Source organism: Pseudomonas sp. Irchel s3a10, from assembly GCF_900187525.1.
GTDB classification, from domain to species: Bacteria; Pseudomonadota; Gammaproteobacteria; order Pseudomonadales; family Pseudomonadaceae; genus Aquipseudomonas; species Aquipseudomonas koreensis_G.
Map to the genome: position 1 here is coordinate 33,465 of NZ_FYDR01000009.1, position 21,402 is coordinate 54,866.

The following is a 21,402-nucleotide window of genomic DNA, read 5'->3' on the forward strand; positions in this document are numbered from 1 at the left end:
CGGCTAATCCGAAAATGGTCAGCGCTCCATCAGTCGAGGGCCTGCACGCGAACCCGTGCGGTGCCGCTGCGCAACATGCCGAGCTGTTCGGCGGCCTCGCGAGACACGTCGATCAGGCGCCCGCGTGTGTGCGGGCCGCGGTCATTGATACGGACCACGACGGATTCATCGTTTTTCAGGTTGGTGACCTTCACCCGGGTGCCGAAGGGTAGCTGGCGATGGGCGGCGGTCAGGGAATTCTGGTTGAACGCTTCGCCGCTGGCGGTGCGTTTACCGTGGTGCTTGGCACCGTAATAAGAGGCGACGCCGGTCTGGTCGTAACCGTGCGGGTCGATGATGTCGTTGCTGGCGCAACCAGCCAGCAGAGAGAGCAGGGCGCAGGCGCCGAGCAGGCGTTTCATTCAAAGGCTCCACAAAACAAATGTGGAAACAATCCAATTTGGAGATCAGCTTCTGTGGCGAGGGGATTTATCCCCGATGGGGCGCGCAGCGCCCCCAAATTCCAGATACAGAAGAATTGGGGCAGCTTCGCAGCCCATCGGGGATAAATCCCCTCACCACAAAAAACCTCTTGCCATAGAAGATTGTTCCCACAGGGGATGGAGCCAGGCTTCAGGTCTGGCCCCATTTTCATCAGCCTTCGAGCTTGCTTTTCAGCAGTTCGTTCACTTGCTGCGGGTTGGCTTTGCCTTTCGAAGCCTTCATGGCCTGACCGACGAAGAAGCCGAACATCTTGCCGCGTTTGGCTTCGTCTGCCGCACGGTATTGCTCGACCTGCTCGGCGTTGGCCGCGAGCATTTCGTCCAGTACCGCGGAGATCGCGCCGCTGTCGGTCACTTGCTTCAGACCGCGCTTGTCGATGATCTCGTCCGCCGTGCCTTCGCCGTTGGCCATCGCTTCGAACACCACTTTGGCGATCTTGCCAGAGATGGTGTTGTCCTTGATGCGCTGCAGCATGCCGCCCAACAGTTCAGCGGAAACCGGCGACTCGTCGATGTCCAGGCCTTGCTTGTTGAGCAGGCTGCCCAACTCGACCATCACCCAGTTCGCCGCCAGTTTGGCGTCGCCGCCGATGGCTGCGACCTTCTCGAAGTAGTCCGCTTGCTCACGGCTGGTGGCCAGCACGTTGGCGTCGTAGGCCGACAGACCGAACTGGCTCTGGAAGCGCTCGCGTTTTTGCGGTGGCAGTTCCGGCAGGGTGGCGCGCACCTCGCCGAGGAACGACTCTTCGATGACCACCGGCAGCAGGTCCGGATCGGGGAAGTAACGGTAGTCGTTGGCTTCCTCTTTGGAGCGCATCGGACGGGTCTCGTCCTTGTTCGGATCGTACAGACGGGTCTGCTGGATCACTTTGCCGCCGTCTTCGATCAGCTCGATCTGACGCTGGATCTCGGAGTTGATCGCCTTCTCGATAAAGCGGAACGAGTTGACGTTCTTGATCTCGCAGCGGGTGCCGAACTCGACCTGGCCTTTCGGGCGAACCGAGACGTTGCAGTCGCAACGCAGCGAACCTTCGGCCATGTTGCCGTCGCAGATGCCCAGGTAACGCACCAGCGCGTGGATCGCCTTGACATAAGCCACAGCTTCCTTGGCGCTGCGCATGTCCGGCTCGGAAACGATTTCCAGCAGCGGCGTGCCGGCACGGTTCAGGTCGATGCCGGTGGCACCGTTGAATTCTTCGTGCAGGCTCTTGCCGGCGTCTTCTTCCAGGTGCGCGCGGGTGATGCCGACACGTTTGACGGTGCCGTCTTCCAGCGCGATGTCCAGGTGGCCCTTGCCGACAATCGGCAACTCCATCTGGCTGATCTGGTAGCCCTTCGGCAGATCCGGGTAGAAGTAGTTTTTACGGGCGAACACGTTGTGCTGACCGATCTCGGCGTCAATCGCCAGACCGAACATCACCGCCATGCGCACCGCTTCCTGGTTCAGCACCGGCAACACGCCGGGCATGCCCAGGTCGATCAGGCTGGCCTGGGTGTTCGGCTCGGAGCCGAACTGGGTGGAACTACCGGAAAAGATTTTCGACCGGGTAGTGAGCTGAGTGTGAATCTCCAGCCCGATAACGACTTCCCATTGCATGTGTGTCTCCTCAGAAGCCGGTTGGGGTGCGGGTGTGCCAGTCAGTGTGTAACTGATACTGGTGGGCAACGTTCAACAGGCGACCTTCCTGGAAATACGGCGCGAGCAACTGCACGCCCACCGGCAGACCGTCGACAAAACCGGCCGGCATCGACAGACCCGGCAGGCCCGCGAGGTTGGCGGTGATGGTGTAGACGTCTTCCAGATAGGCAGCGACCGGGTCGCTGTTCTTCGCGCCGAGCTTCCAGGCCGGGTTCGGCGTGGTCGGGCCGAGGATGATGTCGACTTCATTAAAGGCTGCCATGAAGTCGTTTTTCACCAGACGACGGATTTTCTGCGCTTTCAGGTAGTAGGCGTCGTAGTAACCGGCGGACAGCGCGTAGGCACCGACCATGATCCGGCGCTGCACTTCCGGTCCGAAGCCTTCGCCACGGGAGCGCTTGTACAGGTCGATCAGGTTTTCCGGGTTCTCGCAGCGATGGCCGAAGCGCACGCCGTCGAAACGCGACAGGTTCGAGGAAGCTTCGGCCGGGGCGATCACGTAGTACGCAGGAATCGCGTGCTGCATGTTCGGCAGGCTGATTTCCTTGATAACGGCACCGAGCTTCTGCAGCTCCTGGATGCTGTTCTGGATCAGTTCGGCGATGCGCGGGTCGAGACCGGCGCTGAAATATTCCTTCGGCACGCCGATGCGCAGGCCCTGCAGCGAAGTGTTGAGGCTGGCGGAGTAATCCGGAACCGGCTCATCGATGCTGGTGGAGTCGTTCTGATCGAACCCGGCCATACCTTGCAACAAAATTGCGCAGTCTTCGGCCGTGCGCGCCAACGGGCCGCCCTGATCGAGGCTGGAGGCGTAAGCGATCATGCCCCAGCGCGAAACACGACCGTAGGTCGGCTTCAGGCCAGTGAGGTTGGTGAATGCAGCGGGCTGACGGATCGAACCACCGGTGTCGGTGGCCGTGGCCGCCGGCAACAGACGAGCGGCGACTGCCGCCGCCGAACCACCGGACGAACCGCCCGGCACGTGTTCCAGGTTCCACGGGTTTTTCACCGCGCCGTACCAGCTCGACTCGTTGGCCGAACCCATGGCGAATTCGTCCATGTTGGTCTTGCCCAGGGTCACGGCGCCGGCTGCGGCCAGTTTCGCAACCACGGTGGCGTCGTACGGCGCCTTGAAGTTGTCGAGCATCTTCGAGCCGCAACTGGTGCGGATGCTCTGGGTGCAGAACAGGTCCTTGTGGGCTATCGGCGCACCGAGCAGGGCGCCGCTCTCACCGTTGGCCCGGCGCGCGTCGGCGGCTTTCGCCTGCTCGAGTGCCAGCTCTTCGGTGAGGCTGATGAAACTGTTGAGCTGCGGATCGAGCTGGGTAATACGCGCCAGCAGGACTTTGGTCAGCTCTTCGGAGGAAAACTTTTTATCGGCGAGACCGCGGGCGATCTCGGCCAGAGTCATTTGATGCATTGCAGGCTCTTTCCCTTTAGTCGATGACTTTCGGAACCAGATACAGGCCGTTTTCGACCGCTGGTGCGATGGACTGATAGGCCTCGCGATGATTGGTCTCGGTCACGACGTCGGCGCGCAGGCGCTGACTGGCTTCCAGCGGGTGGGCCAAAGGCTCGATACCGTCGGTATCGACGGCCTGCATTTCGTCGACCAGCCCGAGAATGCTGTTGAGGGCGGAAGTAATATGCGGAAGATCGGCATCATTCAGGCCAAGGCAGGCCAGATGTGCGATTTTTTCCACGTCGGAGCGTTCTAGCGCCATCGGGATTCTCCAGTGGAAAACAGAACGGACGGCGTCCGTGTGTTAGATTGTCGGAACACTACCGCACTTCTACGGTCATAAGGCCGCGATTGTGGGGCTTGGTGCACAGAAAAGCGGCCAATTTAACATATTGGCGCCTTGCCCAAAATCCCTGTCGTTGTTAGAGTTTGCCGCACTTTTTTACCCACGCGTTGCCTAGGGTCCCTTTCCCATGTTCAAGAAACTGCGTGGCATGTTTTCCAGCGATCTTTCCATTGACCTGGGCACTGCCAACACCCTTATTTACGTGCGCGAGCGCGGTATCGTCCTGAATGAGCCATCGGTTGTGGCCATTCGGACACACGGTAACCAGAAAAGTGTCGTCGCTGTCGGCACCGAAGCCAAGCGCATGCTCGGCCGTACGCCGGGCAACATTGCTGCCATTCGTCCGATGAAGGACGGCGTGATCGCTGACTTCAGCGTCTGCGAAAAGATGCTGCAATACTTTATCAACAAGGTTCACGAAAACAGCTTTCTGCAGCCCAGCCCTCGTGTGCTGATCTGCGTTCCATGCAAATCCACCCAGGTTGAGCGTCGTGCCATCCGTGAATCGGCCCTTGGTGCCGGTGCCCGTGAAGTGTTCCTGATCGAAGAGCCGATGGCGGCTGCGATCGGTGCCGGCCTGCCGGTTGAAGAAGCACGCGGTTCGATGGTCGTCGATATCGGTGGTGGTACCACTGAAATCGCGCTGATCTCCCTGAACGGTGTGGTCTATGCCGAATCCGTCCGCGTTGGCGGCGACCGCTTCGACGAAGCGATCATCACCTATGTGCGCCGCAACTACGGCAGCCTGATCGGTGAATCGACTGCCGAGCGCATCAAGCAGGAAATCGGTACGGCCTACCCGGGCGGCGAAGTTCGCGAAGTCGACGTTCGCGGTCGCAACCTGGCCGAAGGCGTTCCACGCGCATTCACCCTGAACTCCAACGAAGTGCTGGAAGCTCTGCAAGAGTCCCTGGCTACCATCGTTCAGGCGGTGAAAAGCGCACTGGAGCAATCGCCGCCGGAACTGGCTTCCGACATCGCCGAGCGTGGTCTGGTGCTGACCGGTGGTGGCGCGCTGCTGCGTGACCTCGACAAGTTGCTGGCCCAGGAAACCGGTCTGCCGGTGATCGTTGCCGAAGACCCGCTGACCTGCGTTGCTCGCGGCGGTGGCCGTGCATTGGAAATGATGGACAAGCACACCATGGACCTGCTCTCCAGCGAATAATCGCCGGTTTGCAATACGTGGGTGAGCGCACAGGCAGCACTTTGCAGTGCTGCCTGTTGGCGTTTATCTTCTGTCAGTCTTCATCCAGGCCGGTTTGATGCCGTATGAATAAACAGAACATTTGCCTGGGAGGAGCGGCTTATTAAACCGCTTTTCGCCAAAGGCCCTTCGTTGGGTGTGCGCCTGTTGGTGCTGGCCGTGCTGTCGGTCGCGCTGATGGTGGTCGATGCCCGCTTCGACCTGCTCAAACCCGCGCGCAAACAAGCGTCGCTGGTGTTGATGGACGCCTACTGGATCACCGACCTGCCCGGACGGCTGTGGGAAGGCATCGCCAGTCAGTTCGGCAGCCGCACCGAGCTTGTCGCCGAAAACGAAAAACTCAAGACCGAGAACCTGCTGTTGCAGGGCCGCATGCAGAAGCTTGCCGCCCTCACCGAGCAGAACGTGCGGCTGCGCGAGTTGCTCAATTCCTCCGCACTGGTCAACGAAAAGGTCGAAGTGGCCGAGTTGATCGGCATGGACCCCAATCCCTTCACCCATCGCATCATCATCAATAAAGGTGAGCGCGATGGCGTAGTGCTCGGTCAGCCGGTGCTCGATGCACGCGGCCTGATGGGCCAGGTGGTCGAGTTGATGCCGTACACCTCCCGGGTGCTGCTGCTGACCGACACCACTCACAGCATTCCTGTGCAGGTGAACCGTAACGGTCTGCGGGCGATTGCCAGCGGCACCGGCAACCCGGAACGTCTGGAGCTGCGGCATGTTGCCGATACCGCCGACATCAAGGAAGGCGATCTGCTGGTCAGCTCCGGCCTGGGTCAGCGTTTCCCGGCCGGTTATCCGGTGGCGACGGTCAAGGAAGTCATCCACGACTCCGGCCAGCCGTTCGCGATTGTTCGTGCGGTGCCGACCGCTGCGTTGAACCGCAGCCGTTATCTGCTGCTGGTATTCAGCGACAACCGCACTGCCGAAGAACGCGCCAACGATGCGGCGCAGGCCCAGGAAAATCTCGATGCGCAGGGCGGCGGCCCGATGCTTCCAGCCACGGTGCCGAAAGTCGTCAACACACCGGCAGCGGCGGCAACGCCAGCTACGCCGACCGCTCCAGCGCCAGCTGCTGCGGCCAGCACCACGCCGGCCAAACCTGCGGCCAAGCCCGCGGCGGCGAGCAAGCCGCCGGCATCCCAGCCTGCTGCGCGCCCGGCGGCGAAACCGCCCGCCACTGCGCCAGCCAACACCGGGAGACAAGAATAATGGTCGGCGCTACAGCTTCGCGTAACGGCTGGATTGTCTGGCTGACGTTTGTCGTCGGCATCCTGCTCAGCGTTTCACCGCTGCCGATGTTCATGGAAATCCTGCGTCCACTCTGGCTGGCGTTGCTGCTGACCTTCTGGGCGTTGTACATGCCGCATACGGTCGGCATGGTCACCGCGTTCTGCCTGGGGCTGGCCGAAGACGTGCTGCAGGGCGATCTGCTTGGCCAGAATGCCTTGATCCTGACGCTGATCACCTTCCTCGTGCTGTCGTTGCAGCAGCGTCTGCGGATGTTCCCGATGTGGCAGCAGTGCCTGGTGATCCTGGTGATCTTCGGCCTCGCTCAACTGGTGCAGCTGTGGCTCAGCGCCTTGACCGGCAACCGTCAGCCCACTCTGGCGCTGGTACTGCCGGCACTGGTCAGTGCCTTGCTCTGGCCTTGGGTCAGCTTCGCTTTGCGTGGATTGCGCCGGCGCTACAAAATCAACTGATTCGGTCAGGCATGTGCCCGCACCTCGACAAGGGAGATGTCTTGATGAAGCCGCTTTACCTCGCCTCTGGTTCGCCGCGTCGGCGTGAGTTGCTCACGCAGATCGGCGTGCCGTTCTCCGCCATCAGTGCGGACATCGATGAAACCCCGCTCCCCGAAGAATCGCCAGCGGCCTATGTCGAACGCCTTGCGCGTGGCAAGGCCGAGGCCGGTCGGCGCACGCTGGCGGCCGACGCGGCGTTTTGCGTTCTGGGCGCGGACACCGCGGTGGTGCTCGACGGCAAAATTCTTGGCAAACCGGTGGACGAAGCCGACGCATGCGCCATGCTGATGATGTTGTCCGGCAAGGAGCATGAGGTGCTGACCGCCATCGCCGTGCTTGAAGGCCAGCGTTGCGAGTCGCGCGTGGCGCGCAGTCTGGTGCGGTTCCGTCCGATCAGCCGCGAAGAGGCTGCGGCCTACTGGGCCAGTGGCGAACCCCGGGACAAGGCCGGCGGTTATGGCATTCAGGGCCTCGGCGCGGTGTTTGTCGCAGGCCTCAATGGCAGCTATTCGGCGGTGGTCGGGCTGCCGGTTTGCGAAACCGCAGAACTGTTGGGCCATTTCGGCATACCCTGTTGGCAAAACCTGAACGCGCAATGAGCGTCGTACGAATCAAGATGCGGCCATTATCGTGAACACGCCTGAACGAGACCCTGCCATGAGTGAAGAGATTCTGATCAACATCACGCCGATGGAATCGCGCGTGGCGGTGGTCGAAAACGGTGTGCTGCAAGAAGTCCACGTTGAGCGCACGCAAAAACGCGGGATCGTCGGCAACATCTATAAAGGCAAGATTGTCCGTGTGCTGCCGGGCATGCAGGCGGCGTTCGTCGATATCGGTCTGGATCGCGCCGCGTTCATTCATGCCTCGGAAATTTCCCTGCGCGAAGGCCCGGCGGTAGAAAGCATCAGCGCGCTGGTGCACGAAGGGCAGAGCCTGGTGGTGCAGGTGACCAAGGACCCGATCGGCTCGAAAGGTGCGCGACTGACGACTCAGTTGTCGATTCCGTCGCGTTATCTGGTGTACATGCCACGCACCGCCCATGTCGGCATTTCCCTGAAGATCGAAGACGAAGCCGAGCGCGAACGCCTCAAGCAGGTGGTCAGCGATTGTGTGGCCAAGGAAGGAATCAAAGAGGCCGGTGGCTTCATTCTGCGTACCGCCGCCGAAGGTGCCGGGGCCGATGAGATCCTCATGGACATCCGCTACCTGCGGCGCCTGTGGGATCAGATCAATGCGCAGATCCAGACCATCGGCGCACCGAGTGTGATTTATGAAGACCTCGGCCTGGCCTTGCGCACCTTGCGCGATCTGGTCAGCCCGAAGATCGAGAAGATCCGCATCGACTCCCGGGAAACTTTTCAGAAAACCACGCAGTTTGTCGCCGAACTGATGCCGGAAATCGCCGATCGTCTGGAACACTATCCGGGCGAACGACCGATTTTCGACCTGTATGGCGTCGAAGACGAGATCCAGAAAGCCCTCGAGCGCAAAGTGCCGCTCAAGTCCGGCGGCTATCTGGTGGTCGATCCGGCGGAAGCCATGACCACCATCGACGTCAACACCGGCGCGTTCGTCGGTCATCGCAACCTTGAAGAAACCATTTTCAAAACCAACCTCGAGGCCGCCACCGCGATTGCCCGGCAGATGCGCCTGCGCAATCTGGGCGGGATCATCATCATCGACTTCATCGACATGGAAGATGAAGAGCACCAGCGCCAGGTTCTGCGTACCCTGGAAAAACAGCTCGAACGTGATCACGCCAAGACCAACATCATCGGCATCACCGAGTTGGGCCTGGTGCAGATGACCCGCAAACGCACCCGCGAGAGCCTTGAGCAAGTGCTGTGCGAGCCGTGCAGCAGTTGTCAGGGCCGGGGCAAGCTGAAGACCCCGGAAACCATCTGTTACGAGATTTTCCGCGAGATTCTGCGTGAAGCCCGCGCCTATCAGGCCGAGGGGTATCGGGTACTGGCGAACCAGAAAGTAGTGGATCGGCTGCTCGACGAAGAGTCGGGTAATGTCGCCGAACTTGAAGGGTTCATCGGCCGCACCATCCGCTTTCAGGTCGAAACCATGTATTCCCAGGAACAATATGACGTGGTGCTGCTCTGAACCCCTGCAGCACATTTAATCCACAACGGCTGGCCTCAGCTTTTAGTAGTTTTTTTGCCATGGGAGCCAACTGACATGGAGCGTCTGACACGCATTTTGGCCGCACTGACCCGCTGGGGGCTGGGCCTGTGCGCGTTGCTTCTGGTGTTGATGGCGTTGTACGTCAGCCTCGGTCGGGAACTGACGCCGCTGGTGGCGGAATACCGCACCGATATCGAAGACAAGGCCACCGCCGCACTCGGCATGCCGTTGCAGATCGGCGAACTGGAAGGCAACTGGAGCGGCTTCGCGCCGATTCTGCTGGCCCATGATGTGATGGTTGGTGACGGCGCCAATGCCTTGCGCCTGGATCGGGTGCGCGTGGTACCTGATCTCTGGGCCAGTCTGCTGGCGCGCGAAGTCCGCATCGCCCACCTGGAACTGAACGGCCTGAAGATCAGCGTCAAGGAAGCGCAGGATGGCACCTGGGCGCTGGAAGGCTTGCCGGTGCAGAACGACCAGCCGCTTGATCCCGAACAATTGTTCAAGCGCTCGCAGATGGTTCAGCAACTGTCGGTGCTCGACAGTCAGGTGACCGTGCAGCCGCTGGATCAGGCGCCGATGACCTTTACTTATGTTGGCCTCAATCTGAAAACCGGCAGCAGCCGTCAGCGTCTTGATGCTCGTCTGACCTTGCCCGATGGGCAACCGGTAGCGATGAGCCTGCGTACACGGATTCGCCCCTCTCAATTGCGCAACAGTTCGGTTGACGGTTATGTCAGCCTGCCGCAAAGCGACTGGTCGAAGTGGCTGCCGGAGCGTGTGACCCAACAGTGGAATTTTTCCGAGATCAAGGCTGGCGGCGAGCTGTGGGTGAACTGGAACGACGGCGCTCTGCAAAGCGCCGCCATCCGCTTGAACGCACCGCAGGTGACTGGCGCTTATGCCGAGCGCAAGCCGATCAAAATCAGCAATCTGGCGCTCAACGGCTATTACCAGCGGGATGACGAGGGCGCGATTGTCACTCTCGATTCGCTGGCGATGAACTTCGGCGAGACCCGCTGGGAATCCCATGTGCAGCTCAAGCAGACGGTGGCCACCGATAAAACCGATGAGTTGTGGCACTTGCAGGCCGACCGCCTCGACCTGACACCGATCACGCCGTTGCTCAATGCGCTGGGGCCGTTGCCCGAAAACGTCGCCACGGTCGTCGACCACCTGAAGGTGACGGGTGGACTGCGCAACGTGCTGCTGGATTTTCGTCCCAATGCCACCGACGGCTCGAAGTTCGGCTTCGCTGCCAACCTCGATAATGTCGGTTTCGATGCCTATCACGGTGCCCCGGCGGCGCGAAACGTCAGTGGCAGTCTCAGCGGCAACCTCGACGGCGGCGAGTTGCGCCTGGACAGCAAGGATTTCGTCCTGCACCTCGACCCGATCTTCGCCAAGCCATGGCAATACATTCAGGCCAATGCCCGACTGACGTGGAAGCTCGACAAAGAAGGTTTCACCCTGATCGCGCCTTACCTGAAAGTATTGGGCGAAGAGGGCAAGATTGCCGGCGACTTCCTGATCCGCCTGCACTTCGATCATAGCCAGGAAGACTACATGGACCTGCGCGTCGGGCTGGTCGATGGCGACGGTCGCTACACCGCCAAATACCTGCCCGAAGTCTTGAGCCCGGCCCTCGACGAGTGGCTGCGTACGGCGATCCTCAAGGGCGCCGTGGATCAGGGGTTCTTCCAGTACCAGGGTTCGCTGAGCAAAAACGCCAAGGACTCGGATCGCAGCATCAGCCTGTTCTTCAAGGTGCATGACGCCGAGCTGGCGTTCCAGCCGGGTTGGCCGCACGTGAGCAAGGTCAGCGGCGACGTGTTCATCGAAGACAGCGGCGTGCGCATCGTGGCCGACAAGGGCCAGTTGTTCGACACCCAGGTCAGCAATGTTTTCGTCAGCATTCCCCATGTGCCAGCCGGGCAACCTACCCACATGTTCCTCGACGGCGGGTTTGCCGGCGGGTTGGGCGACGGGCTGAAGATTCTGCAGACTGCGCCGATTGGCACTGGCGAAACCTTTGCCGGCTGGGAAGGTGAGGGCGATCTGCAGGGCAAGGTCAAACTCGACATTCCGCTGGAAAAGGGCGATCTGCCGAAGATCCTCGTTGACTTCAAGACCGCCAATGCGCGCTTGAAACTGGCTGAGCCGAAGCTGGAACTGAGTCAACTCAAGGGCGATTTCCGCTTCGACAGCGCCAAGGGTTTGAGCGGGCAGAACATCGCCGCGAGGGCTTTCGACAAGCCCGTGACCGCACAGATTTTTGCCGATGGCAGCGCCAATAAAATCAAGACTCGGGTCGCGGCTTCCGGGCAGGTCGAAGTCAAGAAACTCACGGACTGGCTGGGCGTGACTCAGCCATTGCCGGTGTCCGGGACCATTCCCTATCAGTTGCAGGTCAACCTCGACGGCACCGACAGTCAGCTCATCGTCAGTTCCAGCATGAAAGGCGTCGCGGTGGATCTGCCGGCGCCGTTCGGCATGTCGGCCGAGCAGGGTCGTGACACGGTGTTCCGCATGACGCTGCAGGGACCGGAGCGGCGTTACTGGGTCAACTACGATCAACTGGCGAGCTTCATCTTCGCCGCGCCGCCGAGCAATATCGCCGATGGTCGCGGTGAGCTGTTTCTAGGAACCGGCGACGCCGTACTGCCGAATGCCAAGGGCTTGCGCATTCGCGGTGTGCTGTCGGAGCTGGACGTCGCGCCGTGGCAGGATCTGCTCGGCAAATACGCTGGCAACGATCCGGGCGGCAGTGCCAAACAACTGCTCAACAGTGCCGACTTCAAGGTGGGCAAGCTCACCGCATTCGGCTCCACGCTGGATCAGGCCGCGGTTCAGGTCTATCGCAAGCCGTGGGCGTGGAATCTGGCACTCGATAGTCAGCAGGCCAAGGGTTCGGCCAGCCTGCCCGATGTCAAGGGCGCGCCGATCGCGGTCAATCTGCAATACGTGCGCTTGCCGGCGCCGGATCCGACGGTGCAGGCGGACGAGAATTCGCCTGATCCGCTGGTTTCGGTCGACCCGACGAAGATTCCCGCGCTGGATATCACCATCAATCAGTTGTTTCTGGGCCAGGATCTGGTTGGCGGCTGGTCGCTGAAGGTCCGCCCGACAGCCAAAGGCATCGTCCTGAATAACCTCGACATGGGCCTCAAGGGCATCCTGTTGCAGGGCAATGGTGGTTGGGAAGGAGCGCCGGGTTCGACCAACAGCTGGTTCAAGGGCCGGATCAGCGGCAAGAACCTCGCCGATGTGCTCAAGGGCTGGGGCTTTGCGCCGAGCGTGACCAGTGAAGAATTTCACATGGATGTCGATGGCCGCTGGCCGGGCTCGCCGGCATGGCTGGCGACCAAGCGTTTCTCCGGCACGCTGGATGCTTCGCTCAACAAAGGTCAGTTCGTTGAAGTGGAGGGCGGCGCGCAGGCGTTGCGGGTGTTTGGCCTGCTCAACTTCAACTCCATCGGCCGTCGCCTGCGTCTGGACTTCTCCGATTTGTTCGGCAAAGGCTTGAGCTACGATCGGGTCAAGGGCCTGTTGGTGGCGAATAACGGCGTGTATGTCACCCGCGAGCCGATTCGTCTGACCGGTCCTTCGAGCAATCTTGAGCTGGACGGTACGCTGGATCTGGTCGGCGATCAGGTCGACGCCAAATTGCTGGTGACCTTGCCGGTGACCAACAACCTGCCGATTGCCGCGTTGATCGTCGGCGCGCCGGCGGTCGGCGGGGCGTTGTTCCTGATCGACAAGCTGATCGGCGACCGTGTGGCGCGCTTCGCCAGCGTCAAGTACACCGTCAAAGGCCCGTGGAAAGAGCCGAAAATCACCTTCGACAAGCCTTTTTGAGTAGCATGAGGCTTTCCCCCGTGTAGGAGCTGCCGCAGGCTGCGATCTTTTGATCTGGTTTTTAAAAGCAAAATCAAAAGATCGCAGCCTGCGGCAGCTCCTACAGTGATAAGTGGACTCCCTGTCAGGAAGCGGCCATGTCTTTAGCGGTGATTCAAATGGTCAGCCAGAGCGATGTGCTGGCCAATCTGGCGCAGGCTCGACGTCTGCTCGAACAGGCTGCGGCCAGCGGCGCGAAGCTGGCAGTGCTGCCGGAAAACTTCGCGGCCATGGGCCGTCGCGACATCGCCGATATCGGCCGCGCCGAAGCGCTCGGCGAAGGGCCGATCCTGCCATGGTTGAAACAGACCGCCCGCGACCTCAAGTTATGGATAGTGGCCGGCACGTTGCCGTTGCCACCGCTCGGGCAACCGGACGCCAAGTCCCACGCCTGTTCGCTGCTGGTCAACGATCAGGGTGAAACCGTGGCGCGGTATGACAAGCTGCACCTGTTCGATGTCGATGTGGCGGACAATCGCGGGCGGTACCGTGAATCCGATGACTATGCTTATGGCAGTGGCGTGGTGGTCGCGGACACGCCGGTTGGCCGAGTTGGCCTGACCGTATGCTACGACCTGCGCTTTCCGGAGCTGTACAGCGAATTGCGCGCTGCCGGGGCCGAGTTGATTACCGCCCCATCGGCCTTCACCGCAGTGACCGGTGCGGCGCATTGGGACGTGCTGATTCGCGCCCGGGCCATCGAGACCCAGTGTTACGTATTGGCGGCAGCACAGGGCGGGACCCACCCGGGACCGCGTGAGACCTTCGGTCATGCGGCGATTATCGATCCGTGGGGCCGGGTGCTGGCGCATCAGGATCAAGGCGAAGCGGTTTTGCTGGCCGCACGCGACAGTGATGAACAAGCGTCTATCAGGGCGCGAATGCCGGTGACGAATCATCGGCGGTTTTTCTCGCAGGGCGCCCAGCGGCCTGCTTCAGAACATGAATTTAAGGCGTAAACCTATGAGCGAGTTGTTGTCCTCAGTCAGTGATCACCTGTTGGCGCCCGGCGGCGTGACCATCGAGAGCCTGCAAGGTGTGCTCGGCGATCTGGCCGGCCCGGGCATTGATGCTGCCGATCTGTATTTCCAGGGCCAGATCTCCGAATCGTGGTCGCTGGAAGACGGTATCGTCAAGGAAGGCAGCTTCAACCTCGACCAGGGTGTTGGCGTGCGTGCGCAGTCCGGCGAGAAAACCGGTTTTGCCTACAGCAACGCGATCACCCTTGAAGCCCTTGGTGCGGCGGCGCGTGCTGCGCGTTCGATTTCCCGCGCCGGGCAGAACGGCACGGTGCAGGCATTCAGCACTCAGGATGTCGCACAGCTGTACGCGCCGGACAACCCGCTGGAAGTGCTGAGCCGCGCCGAGAAAGTCGAGCTGCTCAAGCGCATCGACGTCGCCACCCGCGCCCTCGATCCACGGATTCAGCAGGTCAGCGTGAGCATGGCCGGGGTCTGGGAACGGATTCTGGTGGCGTCCACTGACGGTGGCCTGGCCGCTGACGTGCGTCCGCTGGTGCGTTTCAACGTCAGCGTGATCGTCGAGCAGAATGGCCGTCGCGAGCGCGGCGGACATGGCGGCGGCGGGCGAACCGACTATCGTTACTTCCTCGCCGAAGACCGCGCCATGGGCTACGCCCGTGAAGCGCTGCGTCAGGCGCTGGTCAATCTGGAAGCGATTCCGGCACCGGCCGGCACCTTGCCTGTCGTCCTCGGTTCGGGCTGGTCCGGCGTGCTCCTGCACGAAGCGGTCGGTCATGGTCTGGAAGGCGATTTCAACCGCAAGGGCAGTTCGGCCTACAGCGGGCGCATGGGCGAAATGGTTGCCTCCAAGCTCTGCACCATTGTCGATGACGGCACGTTGAGTGGTCGTCGCGGCTCGCTGAGCGTCGACGACGAAGGCACCCCGACCGAGTGCACCACGCTGATCGAGAACGGCGTGCTCAAGGGTTACATGCAGGACAAACTCAACGCGCGCCTGATGGGCGTGGCCCGTACCGGCAACGGTCGTCGCGAGTCCTACGCGCATCTGCCGATGCCGCGCATGACCAACACCTACATGCTCGGAGGCGAGAGCGATCCGGCGGAAATCATCGCCTCGGTGAAAAAGGGCATCTACTGCGCCAACCTTGGCGGCGGTCAGGTCGACATCACCAGCGGCAAGTTCGTGTTCTCCACCAGCGAGGCGTACCTGATCGAGGATGGCAAGATCACCGCGCCGGTCAAGGGCGCGACGTTGATCGGCAACGGCCCCGAGGCGATGAGCCGGGTGTCGATGGTCGGTAACGATCTGGCGCTGGACAGCGGTGTGGGCACGTGCGGCAAGGACGGGCAGTCGGTGCCGGTGGGTGTCGGTCAGCCGACGCTGAAGATCGATGCGATTACCGTGGGTGGCACGGGCGCATAAATAAACCAGCTGTAGGAGCTGCCGCAGGCTGCGATCTTTGCTTTTTCAAGATCAAAAGATCGCAGCCTGTGGCAGCTCCTACAGGGCGAGTATCAACGCAGACCGCGTTGGGTATCGTCCAGCTCACGGATGTACTTAAAGATCTTGCGGCTGGAAGCAGGAGGTTTGTTGTGTGCAACCTCGTGCTGAGCCTGACGGATCAGGGAACGCAGTTGCTGGCGATCGGCGTCCGGGTATTCGACGACGAATTTCTCCAGCACGGCATCGTCACCGGCGATCAGGCGGTCACGCCAGCGTTCGAGGTTGTGGAAACGCTCGTTGTACTGACGGGTGGAGGCATCGAGTTGATCGAGCAGGACCAGAATCGCGTCAGTGTCCTGATCGCGCATCAGTTTGCCGATGAACTGCAGGTGGCGTTTACGCGCGATGTTCGCGGTGTGCTTCGGCGCATCGGCCAAGGCCCGGCGCAAGGCGTCGGTCAATGGCAGTTTTGCCTGCAAGTCGGGCTTGAGTGTTGTAAGGCGCTCGCCAAGGTCAACCAGAGCATGCAGCTCGCGTTTGACCTGAGATTTGCTTTTTTCTCCCGTATCGAGGGAGTCGTCGTAAGAATCAACCATGGTGGCAGTCCGCAAAGAAACGCCGCCATGATAACCAGTCGGGGGCCGCTTGTCCGGCCCGGTCGCTCGATGACCCCAGCCGAAAGCAGAATTTGAGTGGAGATGAGCATGAGTGCAGTTCAAAGCGTCGGCCCGCAAGCATTGCCGGCACTGCAGGAGCAGGTCGAGCAGATCATCGCCGAAGCCAAGCGTCAGGGCGCCAGCGCCTGTGAAGTCGCGGTGTCGCTGGAGCAGGGTTTGTCGACGTCGGTGCGTCAGCGTGAGGTCGAGACGGTCGAATTCAATCGCGACCAGGGCTTTGGCATCACCTTGTATGTCGGCCAGCGCAAAGGCTCGGCCAGCACCTCCGCCACCGGTCCGGACGCGATTCGCGAAACCGTCGCTGCCGCACTGGCGATCGCCAAACACACCTCTGAAGACGAAGCCTCGGGTCTCGCCGATGCCGCGCTGATGGCCAGGGATGTGCAGGATTTCGATCTGTTCCACGAATGGGACATCACCCCAGAGCAGGCCATCGAGAAGGCGTTGCTCTGCGAAGCCGCGGCGTTCGACGCCGATGCGCGAATCAAGAACGCCGACGGCACCACCCTCAGCACCCATCAGGGCTGCCGTGTGTATGGCAACAGCCACGGTTTCATCGGCGGTTACGCGTCGACCCGGCACAGCCTGAGCTGCGTGATGATCGCCGAAGCCGATGGCCAGATGCAGCGCGATTACTGGTATGACGTCAATCGTCAGGGCAGCCTGCTGGCGGATCCCGTGAGCATCGGTCAGCGTGCCGCGCAACGCGCCGCGAGTCGTCTGGGCGCGCGTCCGGTGCCAACCTGCGAAGTGCCGGTGCTGTTTTCCGCTGAACTGGCGGGAGGTTTGTTCGGCAGCTTCCTGTCGGCGGTGTCTGGCGGCAGTCTGTATCGCAAATCGTCGTTCCTCGAAGGCACGCTGGGGCAGAAGCTGTTCCCGGAATGGCTGACCATCGATGAGCGTCCGCATCTGATGCGCGCCATGGGCAGTGCGTCCTACGACGGTGATGGTCTGGCGACCTACGCCAAACCGTTCGTCGAGAAAGGCGAGCTGGTGTCGTACATCCTCGGCACGTACTCCGGGCGCAAACTCGGCATGCCGAGCACCGCCAACGCGGGTGGCGTGCACAACCTGTTCGTCACTCACGGTGATGAAGATCAGGCGGCGCTGTTGAAGCGCATGGGCCGTGGCTTGTTGGTTACCGAGTTGATGGGCCATGGCTTGAACATGGTCACCGGCGATTATTCGCGTGGTGCGGCGGGTTTCTGGGTCGAGAACGGCGAAATCCAGTTCGCGGTGCAGGAAGTGACCATCGCCGGCAATATGCGCGACATGTTCAAGCAGATCGTTGCAGTCGGTAATGATCTGGAGCTGCGCAGCAATATTCGCACGGGTTCGGTGTTGATCGAGCGGATGACTGTCGCGGGTAGCTAAAACCCGGCGGCAACAAAAAAGGCGCGCCATCCCCCCGGATGGCGCGCCTTTTTCATGTCCTCCCTGTAGGAGCTGCCGCAGGCTGCGATCTCTTGATCTTGTGTGTGAAAGCAAAATCAAAAGATCGCAGCCTGCGGCAGCTCCTACAAAGGTACTCTTGTTTTGGTTCTCATTATCATCTAATAATGAATCTCATCTCCGAACGAGTCCCGGATCATGAGTTCTGCCTTGCACGACCAGCCATACCTCGAAAGCTGGCGCTGGATGAGTCGCCAGATCCGTTGCGCGATGGATCCCGATGAACCACGCCTGATCGAACATTACCTGGCCGAAGGCCGTTATCTGGCCTGCTGCACGGCGACTTCCCCGTGGACCATCGCTGAAACCTCCTTCCGTTTGCTGCTCGACACGGCCAGCGACATCGCCTTGCCGTGGCACTGGCGCAGCCTGTGTCTCGATCAAGCCTGGCGCCCGTTGCGTGAAATGGAGCGCCTGTCGCTGTGCAACTGCCGGCTCCAGCGCTGGCAGCGCTACACCTGGCAACTGGCGACCTGCGAGTTGCTTCCCTCGATTCCTCTCATTGAATTAGTCCAAGGATTTACCGATGACCAAGACTCGTATTGAGCGCGACAGCATGGGCGAACTGCAGGTGCCGGTGGACGCTCTCTACGGCGCGCAGACCCAGCGCGCAGTGGATAACTTCCCGATCAGCGGCAAGCCGATGCCAACTCAATTCATCCGTGCGCTGATCCTCGCCAAAGCCGCCGCCGCGCGGGCCAACGTCGAACTCAACCAGCTCAGCGCCGGCCAGGGCAAAGCCATCAGCGATGCCGCGCAAGGCCTGCTCGAAGGCGATTTCATGCAGCATTTTCCGGTGGATATCTTCCAGACCGGTTCCGGCACCAGTTCCAACATGAATGCCAACGAAGTGATCGCCAACCTTGCCAGCCGTCTGCTTGGCGAGCCGGTCAACCCGAACGATCACGTCAATTGCGGCCAGAGCAGCAACGACATCATTCCAACCACCATCCACGTCAGCGCGGCGTTGGCCCTGCATGAACAGTTGCTGCCAGCGCTGTTGCACCTGGTGCAGGTCATCGAAAACAAAGCCGAACAGGTGCACCACCACGTCAAAACCGGCCGCACGCACTTGATGGACGCAATGCCGGTGCGCATGAGCCAGGTGCTCAATGGCTGGGCGCAGCAGCTCAAGGCCAATATCGGTCATCTGCAGGATTTGCTGCCGAGCCTGCAATCGCTGGCGCAGGGCGGTACGGCGGTCGGCACCGGGATCAATGCTCATCCGGAATTCGCTGCGCGTTTCAGCCGCCAGTTGAGCCAACTGACGAATGTGCAATTCACTCCGGGCAAGGATCTGTTCGCGCTGATCGGCTCCCAAGACACCGCCGTCGCCGTCTCCGGCCAGCTCAAAGCCACCGCCGTGTCGCTGATGAAAATTGCCAACGACCTGCGCTGGATGAACTCCGGCCCGCTCGCCGGCCTCGGCGAAATCGAGCTGGAAGCCCTGCAACCGGGCTCCTCGATTATGCCAGGCAAGGTCAACCCGGTGATCCCGGAAGCCACCGCCATGGTCGCCGCACAAGTGATTGGCAACGATTCGGTGATCACCATCGCCGGCCAGTCGGGCAATTTCGAACTGAACGTGATGCTGCCAATCATCGCCCAGAACCTGCTGAGCAGTATCGAACTGCTGGCCAATGCCAGTCGTCTGCTCGGCGACAAGGCGATTGCCAGTTTCAAGGTCAACGAGTCGCGGCTCAAGGAAGCGCTGTCGCGCAACCCGATTCTGGTCACCGCGCTCAACCCGATCATCGGCTATCAGAAGGCCGCCGAAATCGCCAAGCAGGCTTACAGACAAGGGCGCCCGGTGATCGACGTCGCGCTGGAACATACCGATCTGTCCCGCAGCCAACTGGAAGAGTTGCTCAACCCCGAGAAACTCACCGCCGGCGGCGTGTAAACCCCGCAACCGCTTTGGAGGTTCACCATGGAGCACTGGAAACGCACGATCGAACGGGCCAATCGCTGCTTCATGCTCGGCGAGCTGATTGATGCCCGCGAGGCTTACCTGCAAGCCCTGGCGCTGGCGCAAGTATTGTTCGAGCGCTGGGCAGATGCCGATGAAGCGGTGGCGGCCTGCGTCATCTCCCACCACAACCTGGCGGATCTGCACTTGCGCCTGAATCAGCCGGAGGAGAGCGCCGAGTACCTCTGTGCGATTCATCAGCGGCTATTGCAGACCATGCAGGACGAGCGCCTGCGCCCGGCCCTGCGGGAAGCGGCGTTGCGCCAGAGCAGCAAGACCTACGTCGAACTGCTGAATTTCATCAGCGAGCACGGCGAATACCCGCGCACCCAGCGCCTGCTGCACCCGGACACCGGCAACGCACGCCGCGCGTCAGCCTCACATCATCATGGAGTCCACTGAAATGGCTTTTACCTTGCCTGCCTTGCCGTACGCCTACGACGCCCTGGAACCGCACATCGATGCGCAAACCATGGAGATTCACTACACCAAGCACCACCAGACCTACATCAACAACCTCAATGCCGCCGTCGAAGGCACCGAGTACGCCGAATGGCCGGTGGAAAAACTGGTCGCCAGCGTTCAGCAGTTGCCGGAAAAACTCCGCGCGGCCGTGATCAATCAGGGTGGCGGGCATGCCAACCATTCGTTGTTCTGGGAAGTCATGGTGCCCAACGGTGGCGGCAAGCCCGACGGCGTGCTGGCCAAGGCGATCGAGGAGCAGCTGGGCGGTCTCGACAGCTTCAAGGAAGCCTTCACCAAAGCCGCACTGACCCGTTTCGGCAGTGGCTGGGCCTGGCTCAGCGTCACTCCCGAGAAAAAGCTGATCGTGGAAAGCAGCGGCAACCAGGATAGTCCGTTAATGAACGGCAACACGCCGATACTGGGTCTCGACGTCTGGGAACACGCCTACTACCTGCGTTATCAGAACCGTCGCCCGGAATACATCAATGCGTTCTACAACGTGATCAATTGGCCGGAAGTTGCTGCTCGCTATCAGGCTGCACTGGTTTAAGTCTTCTATAAAAACGATCCAGGGCTGACTATGGGCACTGAAACACTGGCGATTGGCGGTGGGCGCATGTTTCGTTACGCGGTCGGGTCGCTGTTGCTGCTGGCGGGCATGACGTTGCTGGCGGCGCACGGGCTGGAATGGCTCGATCTGCAGCCGAAGCTGTCGCGGGCCTTGCAGGGTGGCGCGATCTGCGCCCTTGGCACGGCGCTTGGCGCGGTACCGGTGCTGGTGATCCGGCGCATGCCGCAGAGGCTCAGCGATACGCTGCTGGGTTTCGGCGCCGGGGTGATGCTGGCGGCGACCGCGTTTTCGCTGATCGTGCCGGGCATTGCCGCCGCCGAAAGTCTGGGCCTGACACCGTGGGCTTCCAGCGGGCTGATCTGTTTCGGCATCATGCTCGGTGCGTTCGCTCTGTATCTGGTGGATCTGAAACTGTCCGGCGCCTCACCGGAGATGCTTGTCGGTACCCCTGAGCGCCCGGTGATTCCGCCGCGAATCTGGCTGTTCGTCTTCGCCATCATTGCCCACAACATCCCGGAAGGCATGGCGGTGGGTGTGTCGGCTGGCGGCGGCATGCCGGATGCCGACAGTCTGGCGATGGGCATCGCCTTGCAGGATGTGCCGGAGGGGTTGGTGATTGCGCTGGTGCTGGCCGGGGCGGGGATGTCGCGGGTAAAGGCGTTCTTGATCGGTGCGGCGTCAGGGCTGGTCGAACCGATGTTTGCACTGCTCTGTGCCTGGCTGGTCAGTCTGGCGGAGCTGTTATTGCCATTGGGGCTGGCGCTGGCGGCGGGGGCGATGTTGCTGGTGGTGACTCACGAAGTCATTCCGGAATCGCGCCGCCATGGTCATGACAAGCTGGCCAGTCTTGGCTTGCTGATCGGGTTTTGTCTGATGATGGTGATGGATACCGCACTGGGCTGAAAAAAAGATCGCAGCCTCCGGCAG

General features: G+C 61.2%; 19 protein-coding genes. 14 read left to right on the forward strand and 5 right to left on the reverse strand.

Going from position 1 to position 21,402, the window contains the following annotated elements; genetic code table 11:
• Positions 1-29: 29 nt before the first annotated feature.
• The 4 genes from CKW11_RS22745 to gatC all read right to left on the reverse strand — a co-directional run bounded on the left by CKW11_RS22745 (position 30) and on the right by gatC (position 3,845).
• Entirely contained in the window at positions 30-401 is a 372-nt protein-coding gene (locus CKW11_RS22745; protein ID WP_095139482.1) for a septal ring lytic transglycosylase RlpA family protein, read from the reverse strand.
• Positions 402-633: 232 nt separating this feature from the next.
• A complete protein-coding gene (gatB, locus tag CKW11_RS22750) occupies positions 634-2,079 on the reverse strand; it encodes an Asp-tRNA(Asn)/Glu-tRNA(Gln) amidotransferase subunit GatB (protein ID WP_007961565.1) in 1,446 nt (481 codons plus the stop codon).
• Between the two features lie 10 nt (positions 2,080-2,089).
• A complete protein-coding gene (gene gatA, locus CKW11_RS22755) occupies positions 2,090-3,541 on the reverse strand; it encodes an Asp-tRNA(Asn)/Glu-tRNA(Gln) amidotransferase subunit GatA (protein WP_095139483.1) in 1,452 nt (483 codons plus the stop codon).
• Between the two features lie 16 nt (positions 3,542-3,557).
• Positions 3,558-3,845 (reverse strand): Asp-tRNA(Asn)/Glu-tRNA(Gln) amidotransferase subunit GatC, encoded by a 288-nt coding sequence (gatC, locus tag CKW11_RS22760; protein WP_003221657.1) that lies wholly within the window; start codon positions 3,843-3,845, stop codon positions 3,558-3,560.
• A gap of 211 nt (positions 3,846-4,056) precedes the next feature.
• Between gatC and mreB the strand changes: the two genes are divergently transcribed.
• From mreB to tldD, 8 genes are all read left to right on the forward strand, one after another.
• A complete protein-coding gene (gene mreB / locus CKW11_RS22765; protein WP_002555108.1) occupies positions 4,057-5,094 on the forward strand; it encodes a rod shape-determining protein MreB in 1,038 nt (345 codons plus the stop codon).
• A gap of 141 nt (positions 5,095-5,235) precedes the next feature.
• Complete coding sequence (mreC, locus tag CKW11_RS22770) at positions 5,236-6,348, forward strand: rod shape-determining protein MreC (protein WP_095139484.1); 1,113 nt, start codon at positions 5,236-5,238, stop codon at positions 6,346-6,348.
• Positions 6,348-6,839: a rod shape-determining protein MreD gene (mreD, locus tag CKW11_RS22775; protein ID WP_007961576.1), complete on the forward strand. Its 492-nt coding sequence runs from the start codon at positions 6,348-6,350 to the stop codon at positions 6,837-6,839. Before mreC ends, mreD begins: the two co-directional genes overlap by 1 nt.
• Positions 6,840-6,883: 44 nt before the next feature.
• Positions 6,884-7,480: a nucleoside triphosphate pyrophosphatase gene (locus tag CKW11_RS22780; RefSeq protein ID WP_095139485.1), complete on the forward strand. Its 597-nt coding sequence runs from the start codon at positions 6,884-6,886 to the stop codon at positions 7,478-7,480.
• Positions 7,481-7,538: 58 nt separating this feature from the next.
• Positions 7,539-8,996, forward strand: coding sequence for a ribonuclease G (gene rng, locus CKW11_RS22785; RefSeq protein ID WP_007961585.1), 1,458 nt, complete (start codon positions 7,539-7,541; stop codon positions 8,994-8,996).
• Between the two features lie 75 nt (positions 8,997-9,071).
• Positions 9,072-12,875, forward strand: a complete 3,804-nt coding sequence (locus tag CKW11_RS22790; RefSeq protein WP_095139486.1) for a YhdP family protein — start codon at positions 9,072-9,074, stop codon at positions 12,873-12,875.
• A 137-nt stretch (positions 12,876-13,012) separates the two neighbouring features.
• Positions 13,013-13,873: a carbon-nitrogen hydrolase family protein gene (locus CKW11_RS22795; RefSeq protein WP_095139487.1), complete on the forward strand. Its 861-nt coding sequence runs from the start codon at positions 13,013-13,015 to the stop codon at positions 13,871-13,873.
• Between the two features lie 4 nt (positions 13,874-13,877).
• Positions 13,878-15,320 (forward strand): metalloprotease TldD, encoded by a 1,443-nt coding sequence (gene tldD / locus CKW11_RS22800; protein WP_007961588.1) that lies wholly within the window; start codon positions 13,878-13,880, stop codon positions 15,318-15,320.
• Positions 15,321-15,412: 92 nt separating this feature from the next.
• Here the strand turns inward: tldD and yjgA are convergent, their stop codons facing one another.
• Entirely contained in the window at positions 15,413-15,937 is a 525-nt protein-coding gene (yjgA, locus tag CKW11_RS22805) for a ribosome biogenesis factor YjgA (RefSeq protein ID WP_007961589.1), read from the reverse strand.
• 108 nt (positions 15,938-16,045) lie between these two features.
• On the opposite strand from yjgA, the gene pmbA reads away from it, so the two are divergent.
• The 6 genes from pmbA to CKW11_RS22835 all read left to right on the forward strand — a co-directional run bounded on the left by pmbA (position 16,046) and on the right by CKW11_RS22835 (position 21,378).
• On the forward strand, positions 16,046-17,392 hold the full coding sequence (gene pmbA, locus CKW11_RS22810) for a metalloprotease PmbA (protein WP_027610838.1): 1,347 nt from the start codon (positions 16,046-16,048) through the stop codon (positions 17,390-17,392).
• 216 nt (positions 17,393-17,608) lie between these two features.
• A complete protein-coding gene (locus tag CKW11_RS22815) occupies positions 17,609-18,016 on the forward strand; it encodes a FagA protein (RefSeq protein WP_095139488.1) in 408 nt (135 codons plus the stop codon).
• The gene (locus tag CKW11_RS22820) at positions 17,997-19,373 is read left to right on the forward strand and encodes an aspartate ammonia-lyase (RefSeq protein ID WP_095139489.1); all 1,377 of its coding nucleotides are present in this window, start codon (positions 17,997-17,999) and stop codon (positions 19,371-19,373) included. The genes CKW11_RS22815 and CKW11_RS22820 overlap by 20 nt, the downstream gene beginning before the upstream one ends.
• Before the next feature lie 27 nt (positions 19,374-19,400).
• Positions 19,401-19,841, forward strand: coding sequence for a hypothetical protein (locus CKW11_RS22825; protein ID WP_007967199.1), 441 nt, complete (start codon positions 19,401-19,403; stop codon positions 19,839-19,841).
• A gap of 1 nt (position 19,842) precedes the next feature.
• Entirely contained in the window at positions 19,843-20,454 is a 612-nt protein-coding gene (locus CKW11_RS22830; RefSeq protein ID WP_095139490.1) for a superoxide dismutase, read from the forward strand.
• Positions 20,455-20,484: 30 nt separating this feature from the next.
• On the forward strand, positions 20,485-21,378 hold the full coding sequence (locus CKW11_RS22835) for a ZIP family metal transporter (RefSeq protein WP_095139491.1): 894 nt from the start codon (positions 20,485-20,487) through the stop codon (positions 21,376-21,378).
• Positions 21,379-21,402 lie beyond the last annotated feature (24 nt).

Bases quoted from the DNA above. Each gene is read 5' to 3' on its own strand.
- rng (WP_007961585.1), top strand. From the start codon at position 7,539: ATGAGTGAAGAGATTCTGATCAACATCACGCCGATGGAATCGCGCGTG.
- CKW11_RS22745 (WP_095139482.1), bottom strand. From the start codon at position 401: ATGAAACGCCTGCTCGGCGCCTGCGCCCTGCTCTCTCTGCTGGCTGGT.
- CKW11_RS22795 (WP_095139487.1), top strand. From the start codon at position 13,013: ATGTCTTTAGCGGTGATTCAAATGGTCAGCCAGAGCGATGTGCTGGCC.
- gatC (WP_003221657.1), bottom strand. From the start codon at position 3,845: ATGGCGCTAGAACGCTCCGACGTGGAAAAAATCGCACATCTGGCCTGC.
- CKW11_RS22835 (WP_095139491.1), top strand. From the start codon at position 20,485: ATGGGCACTGAAACACTGGCGATTGGCGGTGGGCGCATGTTTCGTTAC.
- tldD (WP_007961588.1), top strand. From the start codon at position 13,878: ATGAGCGAGTTGTTGTCCTCAGTCAGTGATCACCTGTTGGCGCCCGGC.
- yjgA (WP_007961589.1), bottom strand. From the start codon at position 15,937: ATGGTTGATTCTTACGACGACTCCCTCGATACGGGAGAAAAAAGCAAA.
- mreB (WP_002555108.1), top strand. From the start codon at position 4,057: ATGTTCAAGAAACTGCGTGGCATGTTTTCCAGCGATCTTTCCATTGAC.
- CKW11_RS22825 (WP_007967199.1), top strand. From the start codon at position 19,401: ATGGAGCACTGGAAACGCACGATCGAACGGGCCAATCGCTGCTTCATG.
- CKW11_RS22780 (WP_095139485.1), top strand. From the start codon at position 6,884: ATGAAGCCGCTTTACCTCGCCTCTGGTTCGCCGCGTCGGCGTGAGTTG.
- pmbA (WP_027610838.1), top strand. From the start codon at position 16,046: ATGAGTGCAGTTCAAAGCGTCGGCCCGCAAGCATTGCCGGCACTGCAG.
- CKW11_RS22790 (WP_095139486.1), top strand. From the start codon at position 9,072: ATGGAGCGTCTGACACGCATTTTGGCCGCACTGACCCGCTGGGGGCTG.
- CKW11_RS22820 (WP_095139489.1), top strand. From the start codon at position 17,997: ATGACCAAGACTCGTATTGAGCGCGACAGCATGGGCGAACTGCAGGTG.
- gatA (WP_095139483.1), bottom strand. From the start codon at position 3,541: ATGCATCAAATGACTCTGGCCGAGATCGCCCGCGGTCTCGCCGATAAA.
- mreD (WP_007961576.1), top strand. From the start codon at position 6,348: ATGGTCGGCGCTACAGCTTCGCGTAACGGCTGGATTGTCTGGCTGACG.
- gatB (WP_007961565.1), bottom strand. From the start codon at position 2,079: ATGCAATGGGAAGTCGTTATCGGGCTGGAGATTCACACTCAGCTCACT.
- CKW11_RS22815 (WP_095139488.1), top strand. From the start codon at position 17,609: ATGAGTTCTGCCTTGCACGACCAGCCATACCTCGAAAGCTGGCGCTGG.
- CKW11_RS22830 (WP_095139490.1), top strand. From the start codon at position 19,843: ATGGCTTTTACCTTGCCTGCCTTGCCGTACGCCTACGACGCCCTGGAA.